The sequence below is a fragment of the Streptomyces sp. NPDC102462 genome (genome assembly GCF_044765425.1).
GTDB lineage: Bacteria > Actinomycetota > Actinomycetes > Streptomycetales > Streptomycetaceae > Streptomyces.
On sequence record NZ_JBIWKB010000034.1, the window covers coordinates 1 to 18143 of the forward strand.

At 67.2% G+C, this 18143-nt stretch carries 24 protein-coding genes; 19 read left to right on the top strand and 5 right to left on the bottom strand.

The window, feature by feature from the left end; all coding sequences use genetic code 11:
- The first annotated feature begins 194 nt into the window (after positions 1-194).
- From ACIRFL_RS26525 to ACIRFL_RS26550, 6 genes are all read left to right on the top strand, one after another.
- The gene (locus ACIRFL_RS26525) at positions 195-863 is read left to right on the top strand and encodes a hypothetical protein (RefSeq protein WP_404033127.1); all 669 of its coding nucleotides are present in this window, start codon (positions 195-197) and stop codon (positions 861-863) included.
- A complete protein-coding gene (locus tag ACIRFL_RS26530) occupies positions 860-1261 on the top strand; it encodes a FlgT C-terminal domain-containing protein (RefSeq protein ID WP_404033130.1) in 402 nt (133 codons plus the stop codon). Before ACIRFL_RS26525 ends, ACIRFL_RS26530 begins: the two co-directional genes overlap by 4 nt.
- Before the next feature lie 91 nt (positions 1262-1352).
- On the top strand, positions 1353-1799 hold the full coding sequence (locus ACIRFL_RS26535; RefSeq protein ID WP_404033133.1) for a hypothetical protein: 447 nt from the start codon (positions 1353-1355) through the stop codon (positions 1797-1799).
- On the top strand, positions 1796-1933 hold the full coding sequence (locus ACIRFL_RS26540; protein ID WP_404033136.1) for a hypothetical protein: 138 nt from the start codon (positions 1796-1798) through the stop codon (positions 1931-1933). Before ACIRFL_RS26535 ends, ACIRFL_RS26540 begins: the two co-directional genes overlap by 4 nt.
- Positions 1934-1997: 64 nt before the next feature.
- Positions 1998-2804, top strand: a complete 807-nt coding sequence (locus ACIRFL_RS26545; protein WP_404033138.1) for an aminoglycoside phosphotransferase — start codon at positions 1998-2000, stop codon at positions 2802-2804.
- Positions 2805-2989: 185 nt separating this feature from the next.
- A complete protein-coding gene (locus tag ACIRFL_RS26550; RefSeq protein ID WP_404033140.1) occupies positions 2990-3904 on the top strand; it encodes an aminoglycoside phosphotransferase family protein in 915 nt (304 codons plus the stop codon).
- Positions 3905-3907: 3 nt separating this feature from the next.
- On the opposite strand, the gene ACIRFL_RS26555 is transcribed toward ACIRFL_RS26550, so the two are convergent.
- On the bottom strand, positions 3908-5290 hold the full coding sequence (locus ACIRFL_RS26555) for a sporulation protein (protein ID WP_404033143.1): 1383 nt from the start codon (positions 5288-5290) through the stop codon (positions 3908-3910).
- A 204-nt stretch (positions 5291-5494) separates the two neighbouring features.
- On the opposite strand from ACIRFL_RS26555, the gene ACIRFL_RS26560 reads away from it, so the two are divergent.
- The 3 genes from ACIRFL_RS26560 to ACIRFL_RS26570 all read left to right on the top strand — a co-directional run bounded on the left by ACIRFL_RS26560 (position 5495) and on the right by ACIRFL_RS26570 (position 6821).
- The gene (locus tag ACIRFL_RS26560; protein ID WP_404033145.1) at positions 5495-6049 is read left to right on the top strand and encodes an ATP-binding protein; all 555 of its coding nucleotides are present in this window, start codon (positions 5495-5497) and stop codon (positions 6047-6049) included.
- A gap of 291 nt (positions 6050-6340) precedes the next feature.
- Entirely contained in the window at positions 6341-6442 is a 102-nt protein-coding gene (locus tag ACIRFL_RS26565; protein WP_404033148.1) for an ATPase, read from the top strand.
- A gap of 103 nt (positions 6443-6545) precedes the next feature.
- Complete coding sequence (locus ACIRFL_RS26570) at positions 6546-6821, top strand: hypothetical protein (protein WP_404033151.1); 276 nt, start codon at positions 6546-6548, stop codon at positions 6819-6821.
- A 312-nt stretch (positions 6822-7133) separates the two neighbouring features.
- Here the strand turns inward: ACIRFL_RS26570 and arsM are convergent, their stop codons facing one another.
- Positions 7134-7964: an arsenite methyltransferase gene (gene arsM / locus ACIRFL_RS26575; protein WP_404033154.1), complete on the bottom strand. Its 831-nt coding sequence runs from the start codon at positions 7962-7964 to the stop codon at positions 7134-7136.
- A 105-nt stretch (positions 7965-8069) separates the two neighbouring features.
- Between arsM and ACIRFL_RS26580 the strand changes: the two genes are divergently transcribed.
- From ACIRFL_RS26580 to ACIRFL_RS26590, 3 genes are read left to right on the top strand one after another with little or no spacing between them, the layout of a single operon-like run.
- Positions 8070-8450: an ArsR/SmtB family transcription factor gene (locus ACIRFL_RS26580; protein ID WP_404033157.1), complete on the top strand. Its 381-nt coding sequence runs from the start codon at positions 8070-8072 to the stop codon at positions 8448-8450.
- Positions 8447-9190 (top strand): aquaporin, encoded by a 744-nt coding sequence (locus tag ACIRFL_RS26585; protein ID WP_404033159.1) that lies wholly within the window; start codon positions 8447-8449, stop codon positions 9188-9190. Before ACIRFL_RS26580 ends, ACIRFL_RS26585 begins: the two co-directional genes overlap by 4 nt.
- A 25-nt stretch (positions 9191-9215) precedes the next feature.
- Positions 9216-9626, top strand: a complete 411-nt coding sequence (locus tag ACIRFL_RS26590; protein ID WP_404033162.1) for an arsenate reductase ArsC — start codon at positions 9216-9218, stop codon at positions 9624-9626.
- Positions 9627-9758: 132 nt separating this feature from the next.
- Here the strand turns inward: ACIRFL_RS26590 and fmdA are convergent, their stop codons facing one another.
- From fmdA to ACIRFL_RS26605, 3 genes are all read right to left on the bottom strand, one after another.
- Entirely contained in the window at positions 9759-11009 is a 1251-nt protein-coding gene (gene fmdA, locus ACIRFL_RS26595; RefSeq protein WP_404033164.1) for a formamidase, read from the bottom strand.
- Positions 11010-11037: 28 nt separating this feature from the next.
- A complete protein-coding gene (locus ACIRFL_RS26600) occupies positions 11038-11676 on the bottom strand; it encodes an AmiS/UreI family transporter (RefSeq protein WP_404033167.1) in 639 nt (212 codons plus the stop codon).
- A 68-nt stretch (positions 11677-11744) separates the two neighbouring features.
- Positions 11745-12023, bottom strand: coding sequence for an FmdB family zinc ribbon protein (locus ACIRFL_RS26605; RefSeq protein WP_404033170.1), 279 nt, complete (start codon positions 12021-12023; stop codon positions 11745-11747).
- Positions 12024-12192: 169 nt separating this feature from the next.
- On the opposite strand from ACIRFL_RS26605, the gene crcB (ACIRFL_RS26610) reads away from it, so the two are divergent.
- From crcB (ACIRFL_RS26610) to ACIRFL_RS26640, 7 genes are all read left to right on the top strand, one after another.
- Complete coding sequence (gene crcB, locus ACIRFL_RS26610) at positions 12193-12621, top strand: fluoride efflux transporter CrcB (protein ID WP_404033172.1); 429 nt, start codon at positions 12193-12195, stop codon at positions 12619-12621.
- 8 nt (positions 12622-12629) lie between these two features.
- Positions 12630-13004 (top strand): fluoride efflux transporter CrcB, encoded by a 375-nt coding sequence (gene crcB, locus ACIRFL_RS26615; protein ID WP_404033174.1) that lies wholly within the window; start codon positions 12630-12632, stop codon positions 13002-13004.
- A gap of 224 nt (positions 13005-13228) precedes the next feature.
- Positions 13229-13651: a hypothetical protein gene (locus tag ACIRFL_RS26620; RefSeq protein ID WP_404033354.1), complete on the top strand. Its 423-nt coding sequence runs from the start codon at positions 13229-13231 to the stop codon at positions 13649-13651.
- Between the two features lie 294 nt (positions 13652-13945).
- Entirely contained in the window at positions 13946-14500 is a 555-nt protein-coding gene (locus ACIRFL_RS26625) for a hypothetical protein (RefSeq protein WP_404033177.1), read from the top strand.
- Positions 14501-15207: 707 nt separating this feature from the next.
- Positions 15208-15921: a DUF2637 domain-containing protein gene (locus ACIRFL_RS26630; protein WP_404033180.1), complete on the top strand. Its 714-nt coding sequence runs from the start codon at positions 15208-15210 to the stop codon at positions 15919-15921.
- Positions 15922-16032: 111 nt separating this feature from the next.
- Entirely contained in the window at positions 16033-17136 is a 1104-nt protein-coding gene (locus ACIRFL_RS26635; protein WP_404033182.1) for a hypothetical protein, read from the top strand.
- A 48-nt stretch (positions 17137-17184) separates the two neighbouring features.
- Positions 17185-17985 carry a TIGR03936 family radical SAM-associated protein gene (locus tag ACIRFL_RS26640; protein ID WP_404033184.1) on the top strand — a complete coding sequence of 267 codons (801 nt, stop codon included), beginning with the start codon at positions 17185-17187 and terminating at the stop codon, positions 17983-17985.
- Positions 17986-18143 lie beyond the last annotated feature (158 nt).

The following is an 18143-nucleotide window of genomic DNA, read 5'->3' on the forward strand; positions in this document are numbered from 1 at the left end:
TCCTTGCGCCGCCGCCCCTCACCGGACCACAACACGACCCGAGCACGAAGCGCCACATCGGCCGGAACATCCCGCGACCCGGCCAACTCCCGCAGCTCTGCCATCTGTTCAGAGGAGAGATCCATACCTGACTCAACGATCACAGAAGCCTCAGGTTCCATGAACAGGATCACGAGACACTAGGCTCATCCTTTTTGGCATTCGCCGGAATCGTCGGTTCATACATCACCGCCGCTAGCGTTCACGCTACATGGGCATTCTGGCTTGTCGGGGGAGGAGCCCTTACTTACGCCACAGTCGTAGTGCTGATTCCTCGCGGGTACAAGCGCAGCGTCGAGTACACGAATCGCATCACCAATTATCCCCGCCTCCTGGAGATCAACGCGAAAATGAAGGAGGAAAAGGAGCACCTTCTGGCGGAGCTTATCAAAAAATCCGAGGAGGAGGGAACAGAATACGAACGCGGCGTACGCGAGGGCATCCGCAAGGCGGGCGGTATCGTCGGCGCCTACTCCACCGAAACGCCAAAGCTGACTGGCGTGATGAAAGAATCGGGCGGGGTAGTCCTAATAGCCAAATGCTCAGGCAGGCCACCTCAACCAGGAGCCCGCTACCTGGTTATCCTGAAGCTATCTAACTCAATCAAGGGGATCGTTGAGGTGCGCAGCGAAGGGCATTCCTCGAAATCGGTTCACCTCGTTTGTGTGAGCGTCTTGGACGACGACTTCTGGCTCACCATCTCAGAGAAGGCAGAGCTGGAAGAAGACCTTCCTCCTTCCGTGGCGCTAGCCAGATATCGCCTCAAGGATGGCGAAGAAATGGTACATGTAACGGAAGAGCTTAACGAGGAGCCGGTGGAATGAGCGAGATCAATGCGAAGTTGGCGGCACTTGTCGACGACTCCAGGATTGCCATCAACGCAGGATCCAACAAAGGGGTCGCGGAGGGCGACGAGGTAGTTCTGTTCAGAACAGTCGAGGTGACAGATCCAGACACAGGCGAATCCCTCGGATCAGTCGATGTACGAAAGCTGGCGCTGGAAATTGAGCTAGTCAGGGAAAAGATGAGCGTCGCAATCGTCACCGATATCTTCGTCGGAGACAACGAACCCACTGACTTCATGTCGACCCTCCTCAAACCCAAACGGAGGAAGCGTGTAGCATTCAACGTTCCGCGAGGAGACAAGCGGACAGTGCAAGTAGTAGTGGGCGAACGCGCCGTAGTTCATCTCTCGCAAGAGCAGGGCGAGCGGAGCGCGTGACACTGCAGCTCTTCTTGCAATACCTCCATTACTTTACCGACCACGACGTCGATCAATTCAAGCAGAACTTCCCCTTGAGCTGTCGCTCATCGTGACCGAGCACAACGCCCATGAAGTCGATGAAATGAAGTCCCTGGCGGAAAGCCTTGGTATCCCGCACAAGGCGTTCGCAAACATCTCTCCGTCCTACGACGGCGACAAGGGTCCCCTTGACTTCCAGGTCACCGAATACATCAACCGAGAAGAGGTGTTCCGGGGCTGCCCTGCGGGACATACCTTCTTCCACCTGGACCCGTTCGGCAACGCAACCATGTGCAAGGTCGGACGAGAGAACCCCATCAATCTCATGTCTACCGGGCTTGGTGGGTTAAGGGATCTGCCGCTCATCGCAGATGTCCAAATGCTTCGCACTGGGGGCTGTAGCGGGTGCAAGCTGTCCGGCTCCTGCCGGGTATGCAGGCCACTCGCCAAGCTCTACCAGCAAGCGAAGGCACCACTCCGCAATTACTGCCAACACGGATTCGAGGAGGAGTCATGACCGCTGCCACTGTCAACACCGTGGAAACGTCGTCCGCGACGGAGGCCGCATCCGCGGTCGTCCTGGTGGACGACGTGGAGGAGCTGACGGCCGACGCACAGCCCGGTTGCGGCAACGACAACCCGTACAACTGACCAGCGCGCACGACGGGGGCCCTGCTTTGCGGGGCCCCCGCCTCGTTGATGAGAGAGTGACCCCATGGCGTCTCGCACCGACTTCGATGAGCTGCCCTCGGCCCTCCGCGCGGCGGTCGCCTCCCACGTAGGCCGGATTCACCGTGTAGAGCCGGTATCCGCCGGCCTCAACAGCCAGATCGCGGCCCGTCTGCACTGCGATGCCGGCACGGTTCACGTGAAGGGTCTTCGAACCGACCATCGATGGGCCTGGACCCAGGAGCGCGAAGCCGAGGTGAACCCTTACCTGAAGGGGATTTCCCCTGAGCTGCTTTGGCGGGTCAAAGAAAGTGGCTGGGATCTGCTGGGATTCGCCCACATCAAGGGCCATCACGCGGACTACAGTCACGGATCACAAGACCTTCCGCTGATGGTCGGCCTTCTGATCGGCCTCAGTGAGACCGAATGCCCCCCGATCGAATTGCGGGAAGCCGGACAGCGGCTGAGGAAGTACGTGGATGACGTCTCCCAGTCCGATCTATTCGTGGGCAACTTGCTGCTGCATACCGACCTCAACAACGAAAACGTACTGATCCAGGAAAACCGCGCTTATATGGTCGACTGGGCTTGGGCTACTCGTGGCGCACCGTGGTTGGACGCTGCCTACTGGGTGATTTGGCTCATGGCGGCCGGTGAGCATTCCCCGCAGAGTGCCGAGCAGTGGGCAGAGCAGGTTCCTGCGTGGGAATCAGCTTCTCGTGAGGCGCTGAGTGTTTTCGCCTTGGCCAACCAACGGATGTGGGCCGAAATCGGCGGAGACAGCCCCGACTCCTGGACCTCCCGAATGATGTCCGCCTCCGAAACCTGGTCTGAGTACCGACAGAGCCTCTGAGCCTGGGCGATCCATCAACGGCCTCCTGATTTCCGGGAGGCCGTTGATGCGTCTCCTGGTCTGCGCTGTCCTCGTCAGGCGATGGATCTGTGGGTACCGTCGAGGTCGTGTCTGGCGTGCGTCGGGTTGGTCGCCCGTAGGCGTGCGCTGGTTGATCGCGCACGACTAGGGGAGCTGGTACGGGCATGGCGGTTGACGCTGCTCGAACGCAAGAGGGGTTCACGTCGGCGAAGGCTGCGCGGGTGATGGCCGCCGCCTGCCGGGCCGCGGGTCTCGATGACAGAGGCGCAGAGCTGATCCGCCTCGGGGAGAACGCGCTGTTTCGGCTGGCCGCGTTGCCTGTGATCGTGCGCGTGGCGCGGGGGGCAGAGTGGTTGCCCAAGGCTCGCGTCGAAGTGGGTGTGTCGCGGTGGCTGTCTCAACAACAGTTCCCAGCGGCTCAGATCGTTGAGGACCTGGAGCAGCCACTCTTGATCGATGGTCACCCGGTGACGTTCTGGCATCTGATCAGCGAGGCGGGCCGCAAGGCGACATATGGGGAGCTGGGGCGGGTCCTGCGGGACCTGCACTCGCTGACAGTGCCGGATGATCTTTCGCTGCCCTCGTACGATCCCTTCGACAAGCAACAGCTGCGGCTCGACCGGGCAGTCATCCCCGATGACGACAAGGTCTTCTTGCGGAAGCGGTGGCGCGAGCTGCGCGACAAGTTCCGTGAGCTGCGCTTCGAGACGCCCAAAGGGCCAGTGCACGGGGATGCTCACGTGCAGAACCTCATGGTGGACGACCAAGACCGCGTGATCCTGATCGACTTCGAAGCCTTCTGCTATGACCATCCCGAGTGGGATCTGATGGTCACGGCCGTCGAACACCACAGCCTCGGGTGGCAGAGCGATGAGCAGTACGCCGACTTCGTGGCCGCGTACGGGCGCGATCTGTACGACTGGCAGGGGTACGAGACGCTGCGTGGCATCCAGGAGTTCGGGATGACGACGTGGCTCATGCAGAACGTGCGGGAGGACGAGAAAACCGCGGCCGAGTACCGCCGACGTATCGCCGGCCTGCGCAATGACGATGCGCCTCGCGACTGGCGGCCCTGGTAGCTGCTACTCGTCGTCCTCGTCCATGCGGGCAAGCGCGTCTCGTACCTTCTCGTTGAAGGCGGCCACGGTCGGGTTCGCCGCGTGCACGCTGACCTCGTTCTGGAAGTCGGTGACGTAGCGCTGGAAGCGGGTCGACTGGAGGGAGTCACCGCCTTCGACTGCGAGACCCGCGGTCGTCACGGCGGCTTCCAACTCACCGTTGAGTAGTTGGCTTTGGGCGAGCACCATGCGGCAGAAGCCTAGGGTGCGGGCGTACTTGGGGTCGGTACTGTCCACCGCGCGCTGGGCTTGTTCGACGGCTTCCCGGCGCATCTTGAGGTCGCGGAAGCAGTGGCAGAGTTCGCCCATGAGTTCCGCTTCGTCGAAGTAGCCGAGCCAAGCGGGGTCGTCGGCTGTGTCGGCGCGTTCGAAGTGGCGCTCTGCCTCCTTCATCGCACGGGCTGCCGCGACTCCGTCGCCCGCGTTGGACAGGGCGCGTGCTTCCATGGCTGAGTAGTTCGACAGGGCGCGTGGAGTGGCACGACCCTTGGCGCCCTCGACGGCGGCGCGGGCCAACTGGATGGCTTGGGAGTGGTTGCCCAGGTAGTTGGCCTGGTGGCTGAGGTTGCCGAGGATGCGGGCGCCGAACATGCGGTCGTCTACGACTTGGGACAGGCGCAGCGTGGAAGTGAGGTAGCGGTGCGCGAGCCGGTGATTTCCGGCGTCGTATGCAGTCCACGCGAGCAACTGGGAGACCTCCGCGGCGGCGCCGAATAACGCGGTGCCCACCTTCTCGCTGTAGCTCGCGTTGAGCAGGGGCAGTACCTCGTGCCGGAAGTAATGGCGTAGGGCCTTGTGCCCGTGGCCCCCGCCGTACTTGAAGTCGAGAGCCATGAAGGTTCCGGCCGCGTCCCTGACCGCGCGAACATCTCGCATGCCGACTCGTTGATGGGCGGGCCTGTCCGCCTGGATGCCGTCGGGGCGCGCGATCATCCATGCCAGAACGGCCGAGCTGAGGTCGGCCTCTGCGACGATCAGTTGGCCCGGAGTGGGGTTGTCGGCGCGTTCCTGGGCGAGTCCGTCAAGCCTCGACAGGACGTCGGGAACAGTGCTCGGGTAGCCGATCGGCTTCGGTGCAGTCGCCTTGGTGTGGTCGAAGAATCCGAGATCGCCCGGTGTGATGCGGCGCCCGATTTTGGCTGCAAGTACGTCTGCCATGAGCGCCGCTGTCTCCGGCCGGATGCCCGCGCCTTCGCGCCAACGCTTCACAGAGATGTGTGTGGTTCCTGAGCCCTGTTCGAGACCGCGCCGAGTGGCCTCGTCCGCCATGCGTTTCGCAAGGCCCTTGTTCGAGACCTTCGCTTCGTCCATCACGGCGATCAACTGCGCGTTTGGCTCTCGGCTCATGCTCCCCTGCCAACCCGAGAATGACGGCGAGTATTCATCGTGTCACAGCGGTCTCGCCGGGGGGTCCATTTGTGAACCCCCTTGGCCTTGCGGGTGTTCATGTGAACCCCCAGGGGAACGCTCCCGCTTGCATCCCCTCCGTCGTTGACTGTTCGGCACAGATCGGCGGGCTGTCGGGCTCGCCAGTGCTCGGGAGGGAACGCGGTGGAAGCGCAGCAGAGCAAACACACGGCGAATGCCTCGGGGTCGAGCTTTCTGCGCCGCTCGGTTCACGATCCGGCGCACGGCCACTTCCGATCACTGACGGTCTGCGCGGAAGACGCGGACTGCGTCAAGGCCGCACGCGACACGGTCAGCTCCTATCTCCGTACCTGGGGACTGGCGCACGCGGTCGATGACGCGCGGCTCGTCGTCTCCGAACTCGTCGGCAACGTCGTACACCACGCGGTGCCGGATGACCGCCTGGCCACGCCGGGCGCCGCGCGTCGGGTCGACGTGTCGCTGATGACCTGGCCTGAGGTGCTGGTGATCGGCGTCTCGGATGAAGACTCGACTCCGCCTGATCTCCCTGCGGGTGACTTCATCTCCCCCGCGCTGGCAGGCGACTTTCCCGAGGCGCTGTTGCCGGACCGCGGGCGCGGGCTGCTGATCGTCCAGCGGCTGGCGGAGGCGGTCTGGTGGTCACCGGGGACCAAAGGGGGCAAGACGGTGTGGTGTCGCCTTGACCTCGATCGGCTGCGGGCTGAAAACGCGGCCTGAGAAGCGCCGGGGCGCCGCCCTGGTCTGCTCCCTCGCGATCGGGAGTGGGCGGCGACCCGGTCACCGGCCGGAGCCTGACCTCTCCGGCCCGCGGGCGCGGCTCCTCGGAAGTTTCGAGGGCTTCCCCCTCGATTGAGGGGCCGCGCTCCACAACCCCATACCGAGACCGGACCACCCCCGCGCCTGGCAGCTACCGGGGCCGTCGCGCTGCGTTTTGGCTTTGGTCCAGGGACGAGGTGTGTTTAGGGCGGCCTCTTTTGGCCCCGGGGTACCGGGTTGTTCTGGCCCCGGGTGAGCGACCGGCTCACCTTCGAAGCCCACATCATCGAGACCGGCACCCAGTCCTTCCGCCTCGCCAGCACCACCGCCAAGCGCAAGGCGGCAGCAGCCTGAGAACCTGCCGGCCGGGGGCAAGGACTCACACCTTCGCCCCCGAGCCTCGGCCCTCACGAACACGCAGCTGCATCGCCGAGTGCTCCACGACTACGCTGACGTCATGTCACCGTCAGACTGGACACGGCTCACCGAAGCACGGGGATGGCGCCGACTGGGAATCATTTGCAGTCACGTCATCAGGCGTCCTGTCCTGATCATCGCCCTCGCAGGGCTGGCCTTCCTCATCCCCAGATTCGGCAAAGACTTCCCCGTGCTCTATGGCATGACCCCCCTGGGTGCCGTTCTGATCTTCAGGAGCATGGGCCGCTACCGTGTGGCCGATCCCGCTGACGAGATTGGCGATAAACCCCAAGCCAAGGACGCAGCGGCGAACTGACCGACAACGTTCCCCTGCTGACAATCCTGCCAGCCCCTCGCCCACGGGCGGGCGTCAACAAGGCGCCCGCCCGTCCGCATTCCTGTCAGGGGAAGCAGCCGGGCGGGCTCCGTGGGCCACACGCTACCGGCAACACGAGGTGGCTGCCGCCTTGGCTGCTGATGGTGCTTCGGGCCGTCGGCGGTCCGTGCACCCTACGCATGTTGGTGACCTGCGCGCACCGCTGATTCCAGCTGCCCTACCAGCGGCAGATCGAAGCCGAGCAAAGGCGACGTCGAGAGGGGGCCCGACAAGCACGGGACTATCAACTTGTCAGGTTTGGCAGCCGCAGCCGGATGCTGACGGGGCCCCGGTGGCGGCAACCTCTGCGGGCGGAGATGTCTGTGTGGAGGCGGACATGGGCTTGGTGGCACGCACGATGGCCGAGTGCATGCCGTCGGCGACGGGGTGTGTGGGGGTGATCTCGATGTCGCTGAATCCGGCCGCTTTGAGACCTTCGTGGTACTCCGTGAAGGACAGGGCGCCTGCGATGCAGCCGACGTAGTCGCCGCGTTCCGCACGCTGGGCCGCCGGCAGTGCGTCGTCGGCGACCACGTCGGAGACGCCGATACGGCCGCCGGGCTTCAAGACCCTGAAGGTTTCGGCGAATACGCTGGGCTTGTCCGTCGACAGATTGATCACACAGTTCGAGATCACCACGTCGATGGTGTTCGCCGGGAGCGGGATCGCCTCGATCGTGCCCTTGAGGAACTCGATGTTGGCCGCCTTGGCCTTCGCCGCGTTGGCCAGGGCGAGTTCCAGCATCTCATCCGTCATGTCCAGGCCGTACGCCTTGCCGGTGGGACCGACGCGGCGGGCGGACAGAAGCACGTCGACACCGCCGCCCGAACCGAGGTCGAGGACGCGCTCTCCCTCGTGGAGGTCGGCTACGGCGGTGGGGTTGCCGCAGCCGAGGGATGCGGCCACGGCTTCGGCGGGCAGGGTGTCGCGCTCGTCTGCGGTGTAGAGGGCGGAGCCGAAGTTCTTGTCGACCTCGACGGGCTCGGGCCCGCAGCAGGCGGTGCCGCCTTCGGTCACCTGCACGGCTGCGGCGGCGTAGCGCTGTCGGACGGTTTCGCGCAGGTCGGTGGACCGATCGGACATGACGTACTCCCGGATGGCGGGGCATGGCACTGCCCCGGAACGGCTTGTATTGACGTTCGTTGATGCAACATTGCGCCTTGGATCGAAAAACGTCAACATAGAGGCATGTCGAAACAGGAACTGAAGATCCTCGGCCAGGGTGCCGACGAGGGCTGTTGCCAGGGGCTTGCGTCCGCTCCGTTGGACGAGGGCCAGGCCGTGGAGCTGGCGAAGATCTTCAAGGCCTTGGGCGATCCGGTCCGCCTGCGGCTGATGTCGATGATCGCCTCACGTGGCGAGGGCGGTGAGGTGTGCGTGTGTGACCTGACGCCCGCCTTCGATCTGTCGCAGCCGACCATCTCGCACCACCTCAAGCTGCTCCGGCAGGCAGGACTCATCGACTGCGAGCGGCGCGGGACCTGGGTCTACTACTGGGTGCTGCCCGGCGTACTGGAGCGATTGGCCGCGTTCCTGACCATTGCCGAGCCTGCCGCGGTGCCCGCGTGAGCGTTTCACTGGCGCGACGTGCGCTGGCCGAAGGGGTGGGAACGGCCGCTCTCGTCACCGTAGTGGTCGGCTCCGGGATCCAGGCGGCTGAGCTGTCGCGTGACGTGGGCGTGCAGCTGCTCGCCAACTCGCTGGCCACCGTCTTCGGCCTGGGCGTGCTGATCGTGCTCCTCGGACCGGTCTCCGGCGCCCACTTCAACCCGGTCGTGACTCTCGCGGCCTGGTTCTTCGGGCGCACAAGTGGAGACGGGCCGGCGAAGCGGGAGCTGGTTGCGTACATCTCCGCTCAGACCGTTGGCGCGGCCGGCGGTTCGGTTCTCGCTGATGCCATGTTCGCCGAACCGCTCGTGAAGTGGTCCACGCATGACCGCTCGGGCGGTCACCTGTGGCTGGGCGAGACAGTCGCAACCGCCGGCCTCGTGCTGCTGATCTTCGGCTTGAACCGTGCGGGGCGTGCCCACCTGGGTCCGGCGACGGTGGCGTGCTACATCGGGGCGGCGTACTGGTCCACCTCGTCCACGTCCTTCGCCAACCCGGCGGTGACCATCGGGCGGGCCTTCACGGATACGTTCGCCGGGATCGCGCCGGCCTCCGTTCCCCCGTTCGTCGTCGCTCAACTGGTCGGTGGCATTGTCGGCTTGAGCCTGGTGGCGGCGTTGTTCGGGCGTTCCGTCACCGCTGCGGCGAATGCCCCTGTCCCGCACAGCGCCGTTGAATCCGTTGCTCCCGCCGCTCCCTGATCCGTTCTGCCCAAGAAGAGACGCCATGACTGCTCCCAGCGACCGCCCGTCCGTCCTGTTCGTCTGCGTCCACAACGCGGGCCGTTCCCAGATGGCTGCGGCCTTCCTCGCCCATCTTGCGGGGGAGCGCGTTGAGGTCCGCTCCGCCGGCTCGACCCCTGCCGACACCGTCAATCCGTCCGTGGTGGAGGCGATGAAGGAACGCGGCATCGACATCTCCGCCGAGACGCCGAAGGTACTCACGGTGGATGCCGTACGGGCATCGGACGTCGTGATCACGATGGGCTGCGGTGACACCTGCCCAGTCTTCCCGGGCAAGCGGTACCTCGACTGGCAGTTGGACGACCCTGCCGGGCAGGGGGTCGATGCGGTGCGCCCGATCCGGAACGAGATCGAGCGGCGTATTCGCGAGTTGGTGAACGAGCTGCTGGACTGACCGCACCGAAACTGACCGCACCGAAGTTGCTGCCCCTGACGGTCAAGAACGCGGGACCCGGCACCGGCTTCGAACGGCCAGGCGCACTGAGACAGGGGTGGCCCCGCAGGGGGGTGCGGGGCCGGGTTGGGGTTAGGCGGTGGTGAGGGCGCATTGGCCGCGGTCTGCCTTTGTCGGGCCCGCGGCGGTGGGGCGGACGTCGAAGTCGAACATGGCCGTGGGCACGTACAGCGAGCAGCATGCGTTGGGGATGTCGACGATGCCGCTGATGCGTCCCTCGACGGGCGCGGAGCCGAGCAGCAGATAGGCCTGTTCGCCGCTGTAGCCGAACCGCTTGAAGTACTCGACGGCGTTGAGGCAGGCCCGCCGGTAGGCCAGCGTGGCGTCCATGTAGAAGTTGGTGTCCGTGTCGTGGTCGACCGAGACCCCGATGAAACTCATGAACTCCGTGTAGCGCGGCTCGACGTTGCCGGGCATGAACACCGGGTTGGTGGTGATGCCGTACGCCTCCATGCCGCCCTTGATCAGGTCGATGTGGAAGTCGATGTAGCCGCCCATCTCGATGGCGCCGCAGAAGGTGATCTCTCCGTCGCCCTGGCTGAAGTGCAGGTCGCCCGCGGAGAGTTTGGCGTCCTGGACGTACACCGGGAAGAAGGCACGCGAGCCGCGGGTCATGTTCTTGATGTCCTGGTTGCCGCCGTTCTCCCGGGCCGGCACCGTGCGGGCGCCTTCCTCGCCGATGCGGGTGGCGAGGTCCCCGGTGGCCGTGCCGGCGAGCGCGTTGTTGGCGTCGGGAGGTATGGCGAGCGGCGGTACCCGGTTCGGGTCGGTGTCGATGAGCGCCTTCTCGCGGGCGTTCCAGCGGTCGAGCATTTCGGCCGACGGCGCCGTTCCGAACAGCCCGGGGTGGGTGATCCCGGTGTAGCGGATGCCGGGCAGGTGGCGGGAGACCGCCTGTTGGCCGTGGAAGTTCCAGATGGCCTTGTAGGAGTCCGGGAAGTAGTCGGTCAGGAACCCTCCGCCGTTGGCCTTGGCGAAGATGCCGGTGTAGCCCCAGCCCTGGCCGGCCGCGTCCCCGCGCTGCTGCGGTACGGGACCGAGGTCGAGGATGTCGACGACGAGCAGGTCGCCGGGTTCGGCCCCCTCCACGCCGATCGGCCCGCTGAGCATGTGGGGGATGGTCAGGTCGATGTCGCGTACGTCGTTGGCGGAGTCGTTGTCGCCGATCTGGCAGTCGGTCCAGTCACGGCACTCGACGCGGAACTCGGCTCCTGGCTTGACCATGGTGACGTTGGGGACGTCGGGATGCCACCTGTTGTGCCCCGGTACGTCCTGCTCGCGCATGGATTTGCTCTGGTCGACGGTGAAGAGAACTTCAGGCATGGCAATTTCCTCATTGCTTCCGGTCCGGTCAGGTGGGTGTGCTCGACTCGGTCGTCGAAGCGGTGGTAGCCGGACGGTTCCGGGTATTCCGGGTGAGCGGCCACAGCGCCCCGAACACCACGACCGCGAAGGCCCCCAGGGCGATGGCGGTCTCATCGGGGTGTTTCCAGTAGCCGGAGAGCAGCAGAGCGGCGGGGATCACACCCGTCACCCAGCCCTCGATCGCCGTGACCCAGCCCGTATAGGCGGTGAGCCGTTCCTTCTTGAGACCGAGCAGCAAGAAGAACAGGAACCACAGAAACGCCCAGTAGAGCCAGATGACTCCGAAGGGGTTGTCCTTCACGAGCCGGAAATTGACGTACGAATACCCCAGGGCCGTGATGGCCACGAAGAGCGAGTAATAACCGACCCCGGTGGTGTCGAGGACGACCAGGAGGCCGATGCCTACATAGAGATAGGTGAAGCCGAAAAGATACAGGCCGGACGCCGCCAGTATCTTCTTCGGGTCGTTGTCGGCCACGAAGATGAGATAGGTCGGCGTCAGGACCTGGAGCGCGCCCACGAAGAGGTTGAACACCGCCGCCGAGCGGGCTTCGACCTTTCCGAGCAGCAGCAGTCCGTTGATGTAGAGCACCGCACCGACGAAGAGCAGTCCCACGTTCGCCACGGGGAGGCACCTCCTAAGCCCGCATGGGCAGCGGAGTCATGAGACGTTCCGCTCGTCGGCCACCGTCCTCAGGGGCGCGGCAACCGCGGCAGCGCGGGGTGCGTACGTCGGCGCACCCCGTTGCCCGGCGGGAGTTCGGAGACCACCGCCGGGGCCTCACGGGACTGCTCCTCCCGGGCCCGCAGGGCAGTGGCCGCATGCGAGGTCCGCGAAAGGCCGGGGGAGGAGAACACACGTCTCGCTTCGCCCGCGCATTCAGGGCATCCTTGGGTTTTGGGCGCCGTACCGATGGCCAGTTTCACATCGAATGGCCCGCACCGGCTGCACACATACTCGTAGGTTGCCATCAGCAGCCTCCGGGAGCAGTTTTCCCTCTTCCAGGAGACGTCCGGCCATTCCGTGTGTCAAATCCGCGGGCCGCGGCTCGCGTCGGCCGGTGCCGTACGATTCACGGGCCGAGTGGCAGTAGGCCAGAACGTGCGCGCCGTGCCCGATCGGCCGCCGGAAGGGTCCGCAGTGGTAGACGCTCGTGAGCGCCGCAATGCCCCCCACGGACACGCCCAGGTGCTGACCGTGATCGCCGTGGGCGGGTCGATCGGCGCCTGCGCCCGGTACGCGGCGGCGCTGCTGTGGCCGACCGGCGCGGCCGGTTTCCCCTGGACGACGCTGGGTGTGAACGCCGTCGGATGTCTCGTCATCGGTGTGTTCCTGGTGGCGATCACCGAGGGGTGGTCCGCGCACCCGTTGCTGCGGCCGTTCTTCGGCACCGGGGTTCTCGGCGGCTTCACGACCTTCTCCACGTACTGCGCCGACATCGAGCGCCTGGTGCGCGAGGACCGGGTCGGCCTCGCCATGGGATACCTGGTCGCGACCGTGGTGCTGGCGCTCGTGGCCGTGCGGGTCGGTGCGGTCGCCGCCCGCCGGTTCGCCCTGGCGAGGAGGTGACCGCGTCGATGAGGTTTCTGCTCGTCGCGCTCGGCGGCGCCGTCGGCGCCCCCTTGCGGTATCTGATCGACCGGGCCGTCGAGGCCCGCCACGACACCGCCTTCCCGTGGGGCACCTTCGCCGCCAACGCTGCCGGGTCGGCGATCCTGGGCGCGCTGACCGGGGCGGCCCTGGTCGCCGCCGTACCGCAGGAGGTGCGGCTCCTTCTCGGCACCGGGCTGTGCGGCGCCCTGACCACGTACTCCACGTTCTCGTACGAGACGCTGCGGCTGGCCGAGGCCGGCTCGCGGTTTCTCGCGGCGGCCAATGTGATCGTCTCGATCCTCGCGGGACTCGGGTCGGTCTACCTCGGCCTGGCCCTCGCCGAGGCCGTATTCCGATAGCCGGAAGATCGAATCCCGGGCCGGGAAGATCAAGAAATCCGGTGCCGTGGTAAACGCAATGCCCGCTGTGAGCCGATTCACCAGGAATCTGCTGGACGTGAGCGGCCCAAGCCTTTAGCTTCGTTAATTAAGTTCGTTTTTCTCTGTGCGGAGGCAGCCTGCACCGCACACCAGTGTCTCGCGCTAAACGGGGTGCACATCGGGAAGGTGGATCAGTGAGCAGCATGGACGCCGTATGGGTACGAGGCGTGAACGGCATTCAGATGCATCACGTGACCGACCTTCAAGACGCCGGCCGGTTCCTGGGCAACGCGGCGATGGCGCTGCGGGCGGCCCATGTGCGGACCGGCGCCGACAACTACTCCAGCCTCGCCGCCGAACTGAAGAACCTGGTGGAGCGGGTGCGGCTGCTGGAGGACGAGGCGCGGTCGCGCATGCGTGACCTGCACTCCACCGATCCGGAGCGGTTCGCCCGCTGCCGGGACGGCCATGAGCCGTGGCCCGGCGAGATCGAGGCGGGGTTCATTCCGCGCCACACCTGCCAGGACGAGTGCCTCTACCACGACCGCGGGGTCGTCGAAGCCCTCACGCAGTGCATCTGCGGCCGCCCGCCGTGCCGAGCCTGCGAAATCGGCGGCAAGCTCTGAGTCGGCCGCAGCTTTGAGTCCAAGGTAAGGACAGCGCCCCCGAAGGGGCGCGGGGCTGTATCGATATGCGGCTCCGCCGCGCGGGCGCGCCCAGCCACGACGGCGCCGCAGACGACCGCTCGGCTCCGGCGTACGGCGGCCGGCCTCGGCGGGACCGAATCACCGGGACTGATCACCAGGGCCTGGCGCCCGGCGCGGGATCCCGGGCGCCCCGACGGGACGGTTGAATCGGACGAAACGGGGGAACCGGTGGTTGTCCGATTCCGCAGAGACGCCCCGAAGGGGGTGCGTCCGATGTCAACAGGCGCGCTTGCGGCGATCGTCGTCCTGGCGGTGGTGGTCGTCGTGCTGGCCGCTGTGACGGCCTCGCTCTTGATGAGGCGACGTCGTCTCCGTGACCGTTTCGGCCCCGAGTACGAGCGGACGGTCGAGGGCTCGGGGGGCCGGCTGGCCGGTGAGCGTGAACTCAGGGAGCGGGAGAAGCGGCACGACGCCCTGGAGATCAAGCCGCTGCCCGCCGCCGCCCGCGAGCGGTATGTGGGTGAATGGCGCGGAGTCCAGGAGGAGTTCGTGGACCGGCCGCGGGACGCGGTGCACGACGCGGACCGGCTGGTGACCTCCCTCATGCACGACCGCGGCTACCCGACCGAGGGGTACGAACAGCAGATGAAGGACCTCTCGGTGGAGCACGGCAACACCCTCGACCACTACCGGTCGGCCCACCAGATCGAGGCGCTCAGCACCCGCCAGCAGGCCACCACCGAGCAACTGCGTGGCGCCATGGTCCATTACCGGGCGCTCTTCGACGAGTTGCTCTCCGAGGGCGGCAGGGCCCAGCCCGCCCGCTGAGCAGGTCCGGCGACGTCCGTCACGGCGCCCACAGCGCCCTAAGCGGCGCGGGCCTGTATCGATGGGCGGCTCCGCCGCGGTGGCGGAAGCCCGCGGCAGATCTGCGCCCTGCAGGGGCGCGGGGAACTGCGCGCAGAGCCACAACGCACCCGCCACCCGACGTGTCTGCCGGACGCGTCGGCCGCCGGGCGCGCCGCCCCGCCGCACACCCGATGCACCCGGTGCGCATGCGGAGACGGAGTTCATCGACGACCCGCGCGACGCCGTGCGTGCCGCCGGCGCGCTGGTCGTCGAGGTCGTGCAGACATCGGCCCACACCGGCGGGAGCGGCCCGCTGCTGACCGGCGGACCTGCGCCGGCGCAAGCCGACACGCGCGGCCACACCCCTGGCCGCGCGGTCATACTTTCGCGCATTAAATCTTGTCATCAGGCACCCGGATACCCCTTGAGGGCGATTCAATCCCCCGAATGTCCGACACCTGGCCCACGGGTGTGCTCGTTAAGTGACCGTGATCTGGAAAGAGGGATGCGGAGCCATGAACCACCCGTCGGTCGGTGACGAATGCGGGTCGGTCGGCGGGGGGTCTGGACCCAACCACTGCTCGGACCTGCTCGATGATTTCCTGGACAAGATCAGAAAAATGGAGAGCGAATATCTGCGCGCTCTCGACGGAACGTGCTGAGCGGGAGCGCGGAGGAATTATCGGATGGACGGGAATTACGACGAGGCCGGTCTCTACAACCGTCACTACGCCCTGAGAACCGACCCAGACACACTCACCCAGCCCGCGTACGACACGGTGTCCCTGTCGGCGCAGCAGAGCTGGCATCCGCCGGCGCCCGAGGCCACCCACGCCTGGGACCTGGACGACGAACTGGCCCGGATGCTGTCCACCGCGGCCGCGACGGGCACCGCGCCCCGAGTGACCCGGCGCCCGCCCCGCAGAAGCGGCCGACGGCGACTGCGCACGGAGTCCCACTTCCTGGACGGCGGCCACCGGGTCACCCATGTGACGGTCCTGATCGTGGCGATCACCCTGTGCGCCGCGTCCATGCTGGGCTGGTCCGTCTCCTACTCCTACGGGCAACTGCGCACCATCGCCTTCTCCGTGCTGCCCTCGGACCTCGCGCAGTGGTGGCCGCTCACGGTGTACGGGCCCTGGTTCGTGGCGGCCCTGTCCATCCTGCGGGCGACGGTGCAGCGCCGCAGCGCACGACGGTCCTGGGGGGTCATCCTGGCGGCCTCGGCCATGGCGGTGGCGCTGTGCGTCAGCCACTCCTCGCGCTCGCTGCTGTCGTACGTGATGCTCGGAATTCCGCCGATCACCGCCCTGGTCTGCTTCTGGGAGCTGGTCGGCCAGGTCTCCCCCCGGTTCCGTCCCCGGCACGGCGCGCACGCGCAGCGCAACTCCAAGAACTGACGGCACGACTCCTGGACGTGCGGCCCTGATCGGCGGCGGACGCGTCAGGCCCGCCGGGCCCGCTGCATCCGTACGGGCGTTCGGTGCGTCTATACCGGCATGGAGACCGGTATGGATCTCGAAAAGCGCCCGCCCCCACCGCCGTCCGAGCCGCGGCCCCCGGAGGGGTGTCTCGTTGTCGCGATCCGGATGCCCGTGCGGATCGTGGTGCTCGTGCTGGTGGTGCCGGTACGGCTCGCATGGGACGCCCTGGTCGCGGCCGGGCGGCTGCTCACCGACTCCGTGCTGCGGCCGCTCGGGCGGGCCCTGCTGTGGCTCGGCCGTACCGTTCTCGTTTGGCCCCTGGTCGCGCTGTGGCGATACGTCGTCGTGCCCGCGGGCAAGGCGCTCGGCCTGCTCGGACACGTCCTTGTCGTGGTACCGCTGGACTGGCTGTACCGGTATGCGCTGACGCCCGTCGGACACGCACTCGCCGGGCTGGCGCGGGCGGCCGGCGCCGGGCTGGCGTGGCTGTACGCGCGCGTGCTCGCCCCGGCCGGCCGCGGCGTCGGCCGCTTCCTGAGGGGCGCGGGGACGCTGCTCGCCGCCCTGGGCACCGGGGTGTTCGCCGTCGTCGCCTGGCTGCTGCGCCATCTGCTCGTCGTGCCCGCGCAATTCCTGTACGTCCACCTCCTCGCGCCCGTCGGACGGGCCCTGGCCTGGTGCGTCGGTGCGCTCGTCACCGGGATCGGAGCCGTCCTGTACTGGACGGCCCGCATCCTGTTCGTGTTGCCCGCCCTCGCGCTGTGGCGCTGGGTGCTCGTGCCCGCCGGCCGGGTCCTCGCCGTCGTCGCCCGGGAGATCGGTACGGCGCTCGGTCACGCCTGGCGGGTCGCCGGGTACGTCTCCCGCGCCGTCGGACGCTTCCTCGCGACCCTCTTCCGGTGGCTCCTGGTGGAGCCGGTGCGCTGGGCGTACCGGACGGTTCTCACTCCCGTCGGGCACGTCATCAGGGACGCGGTGCTGCGGCCCGCCGCCGAGGCCGCGCGCGCCGTGGGACGGACCACCCGGCAGGCGCTGGCCGCCGCACGCGAGACGGCACGGCAGGTGCGCGCCGACGTCCGCAGGGCGCTGTTCGGCGAGCCGCGGCGGCCGGAGCCGGTCGAGCGCCGGGAACTCGACGGCCGTGAGACACGTACTCTTGGTAGCAGTACGACCGCACTCACTAAGGACTGAACGACACTGGGCAAGCGACAGCCCGAAGGCCCGCCGCCCGCACCGGCGGTGCAGCGCATCCGACTGCGCTACACCAAGCGCGGCCGCCTCCGGTTCACCAGCCACCGTGACTTCCAGCGCGCCTTCGAGCGTGCGCTGCGCCGTGCCGAGGTGCCGATGGCGTACTCGGCGGGGTTCACGCCGCATCCGAAGGTGTCGTACGCCAATGCCGCACCCACCGGCACGGGCAGTGAGGCGGAGTACCTGGAGATCGCGCTCGCCGACGCCCGCGACCCGGGCACGCTGCGTGTTCTGCTCGACGAGTCGCTGCCCGCCGGGCTCGACGTCGTCGACGCGGTCGAGGCCCGCACGGCGGGGCTCGCCGACCGGCTGACCGCCTCCGTGTGGGAGCTGCGGCTGGACGGCGTCGAACCGGCCGAGGCGGCACGCGCGGTGAAGGCGTTCACCGAGGCCGGCACCGTCGAGGTGCAGCGCATGACCAAGAACGGCGTGCGGACGTTCGACGCCCGCGCCGCCGTCGTCGGTCTCGAGTGCCTGGCGAGCGCGGAAACGTACAGTTCGCAGCCTGATAGGCCGACCGGCCAGCCCTGTGCGATACTGCGGCTGGTTGTTCGGCACGTGACGCCTGCCGTACGACCCGACGACGTCCTGTCCGGTCTCCGCGCCGTGGCCGACCTGGCGCCGCCGGTCCCCGCAGCGGTGACCAGGCTGGCGCAGGGGCCGTTCGATGAAGAGACCGGCACGGTGACCGACCCGCTCGCGCCCGACCGCGAGGCAGCAGCGACCGAGCCGCAACCGGCCGCCGCCACTGCCGCCGCGACGGCGCCGGCGCCGGAAGGTCCCGCGTAGGGACGGGCGTCGAAGCGCCGCCCTCGTACTCGGGAGCCACCTGGGTCGGGCAGCGCACCGACCAGAAGACTTTCGCCAGGCCGTAGGCAACACGGCGTACGGAACCGGCGAGACAGGACACAGAGAGCTCCCGTGCGGCGCCCGCGCCCCGGCGGCGG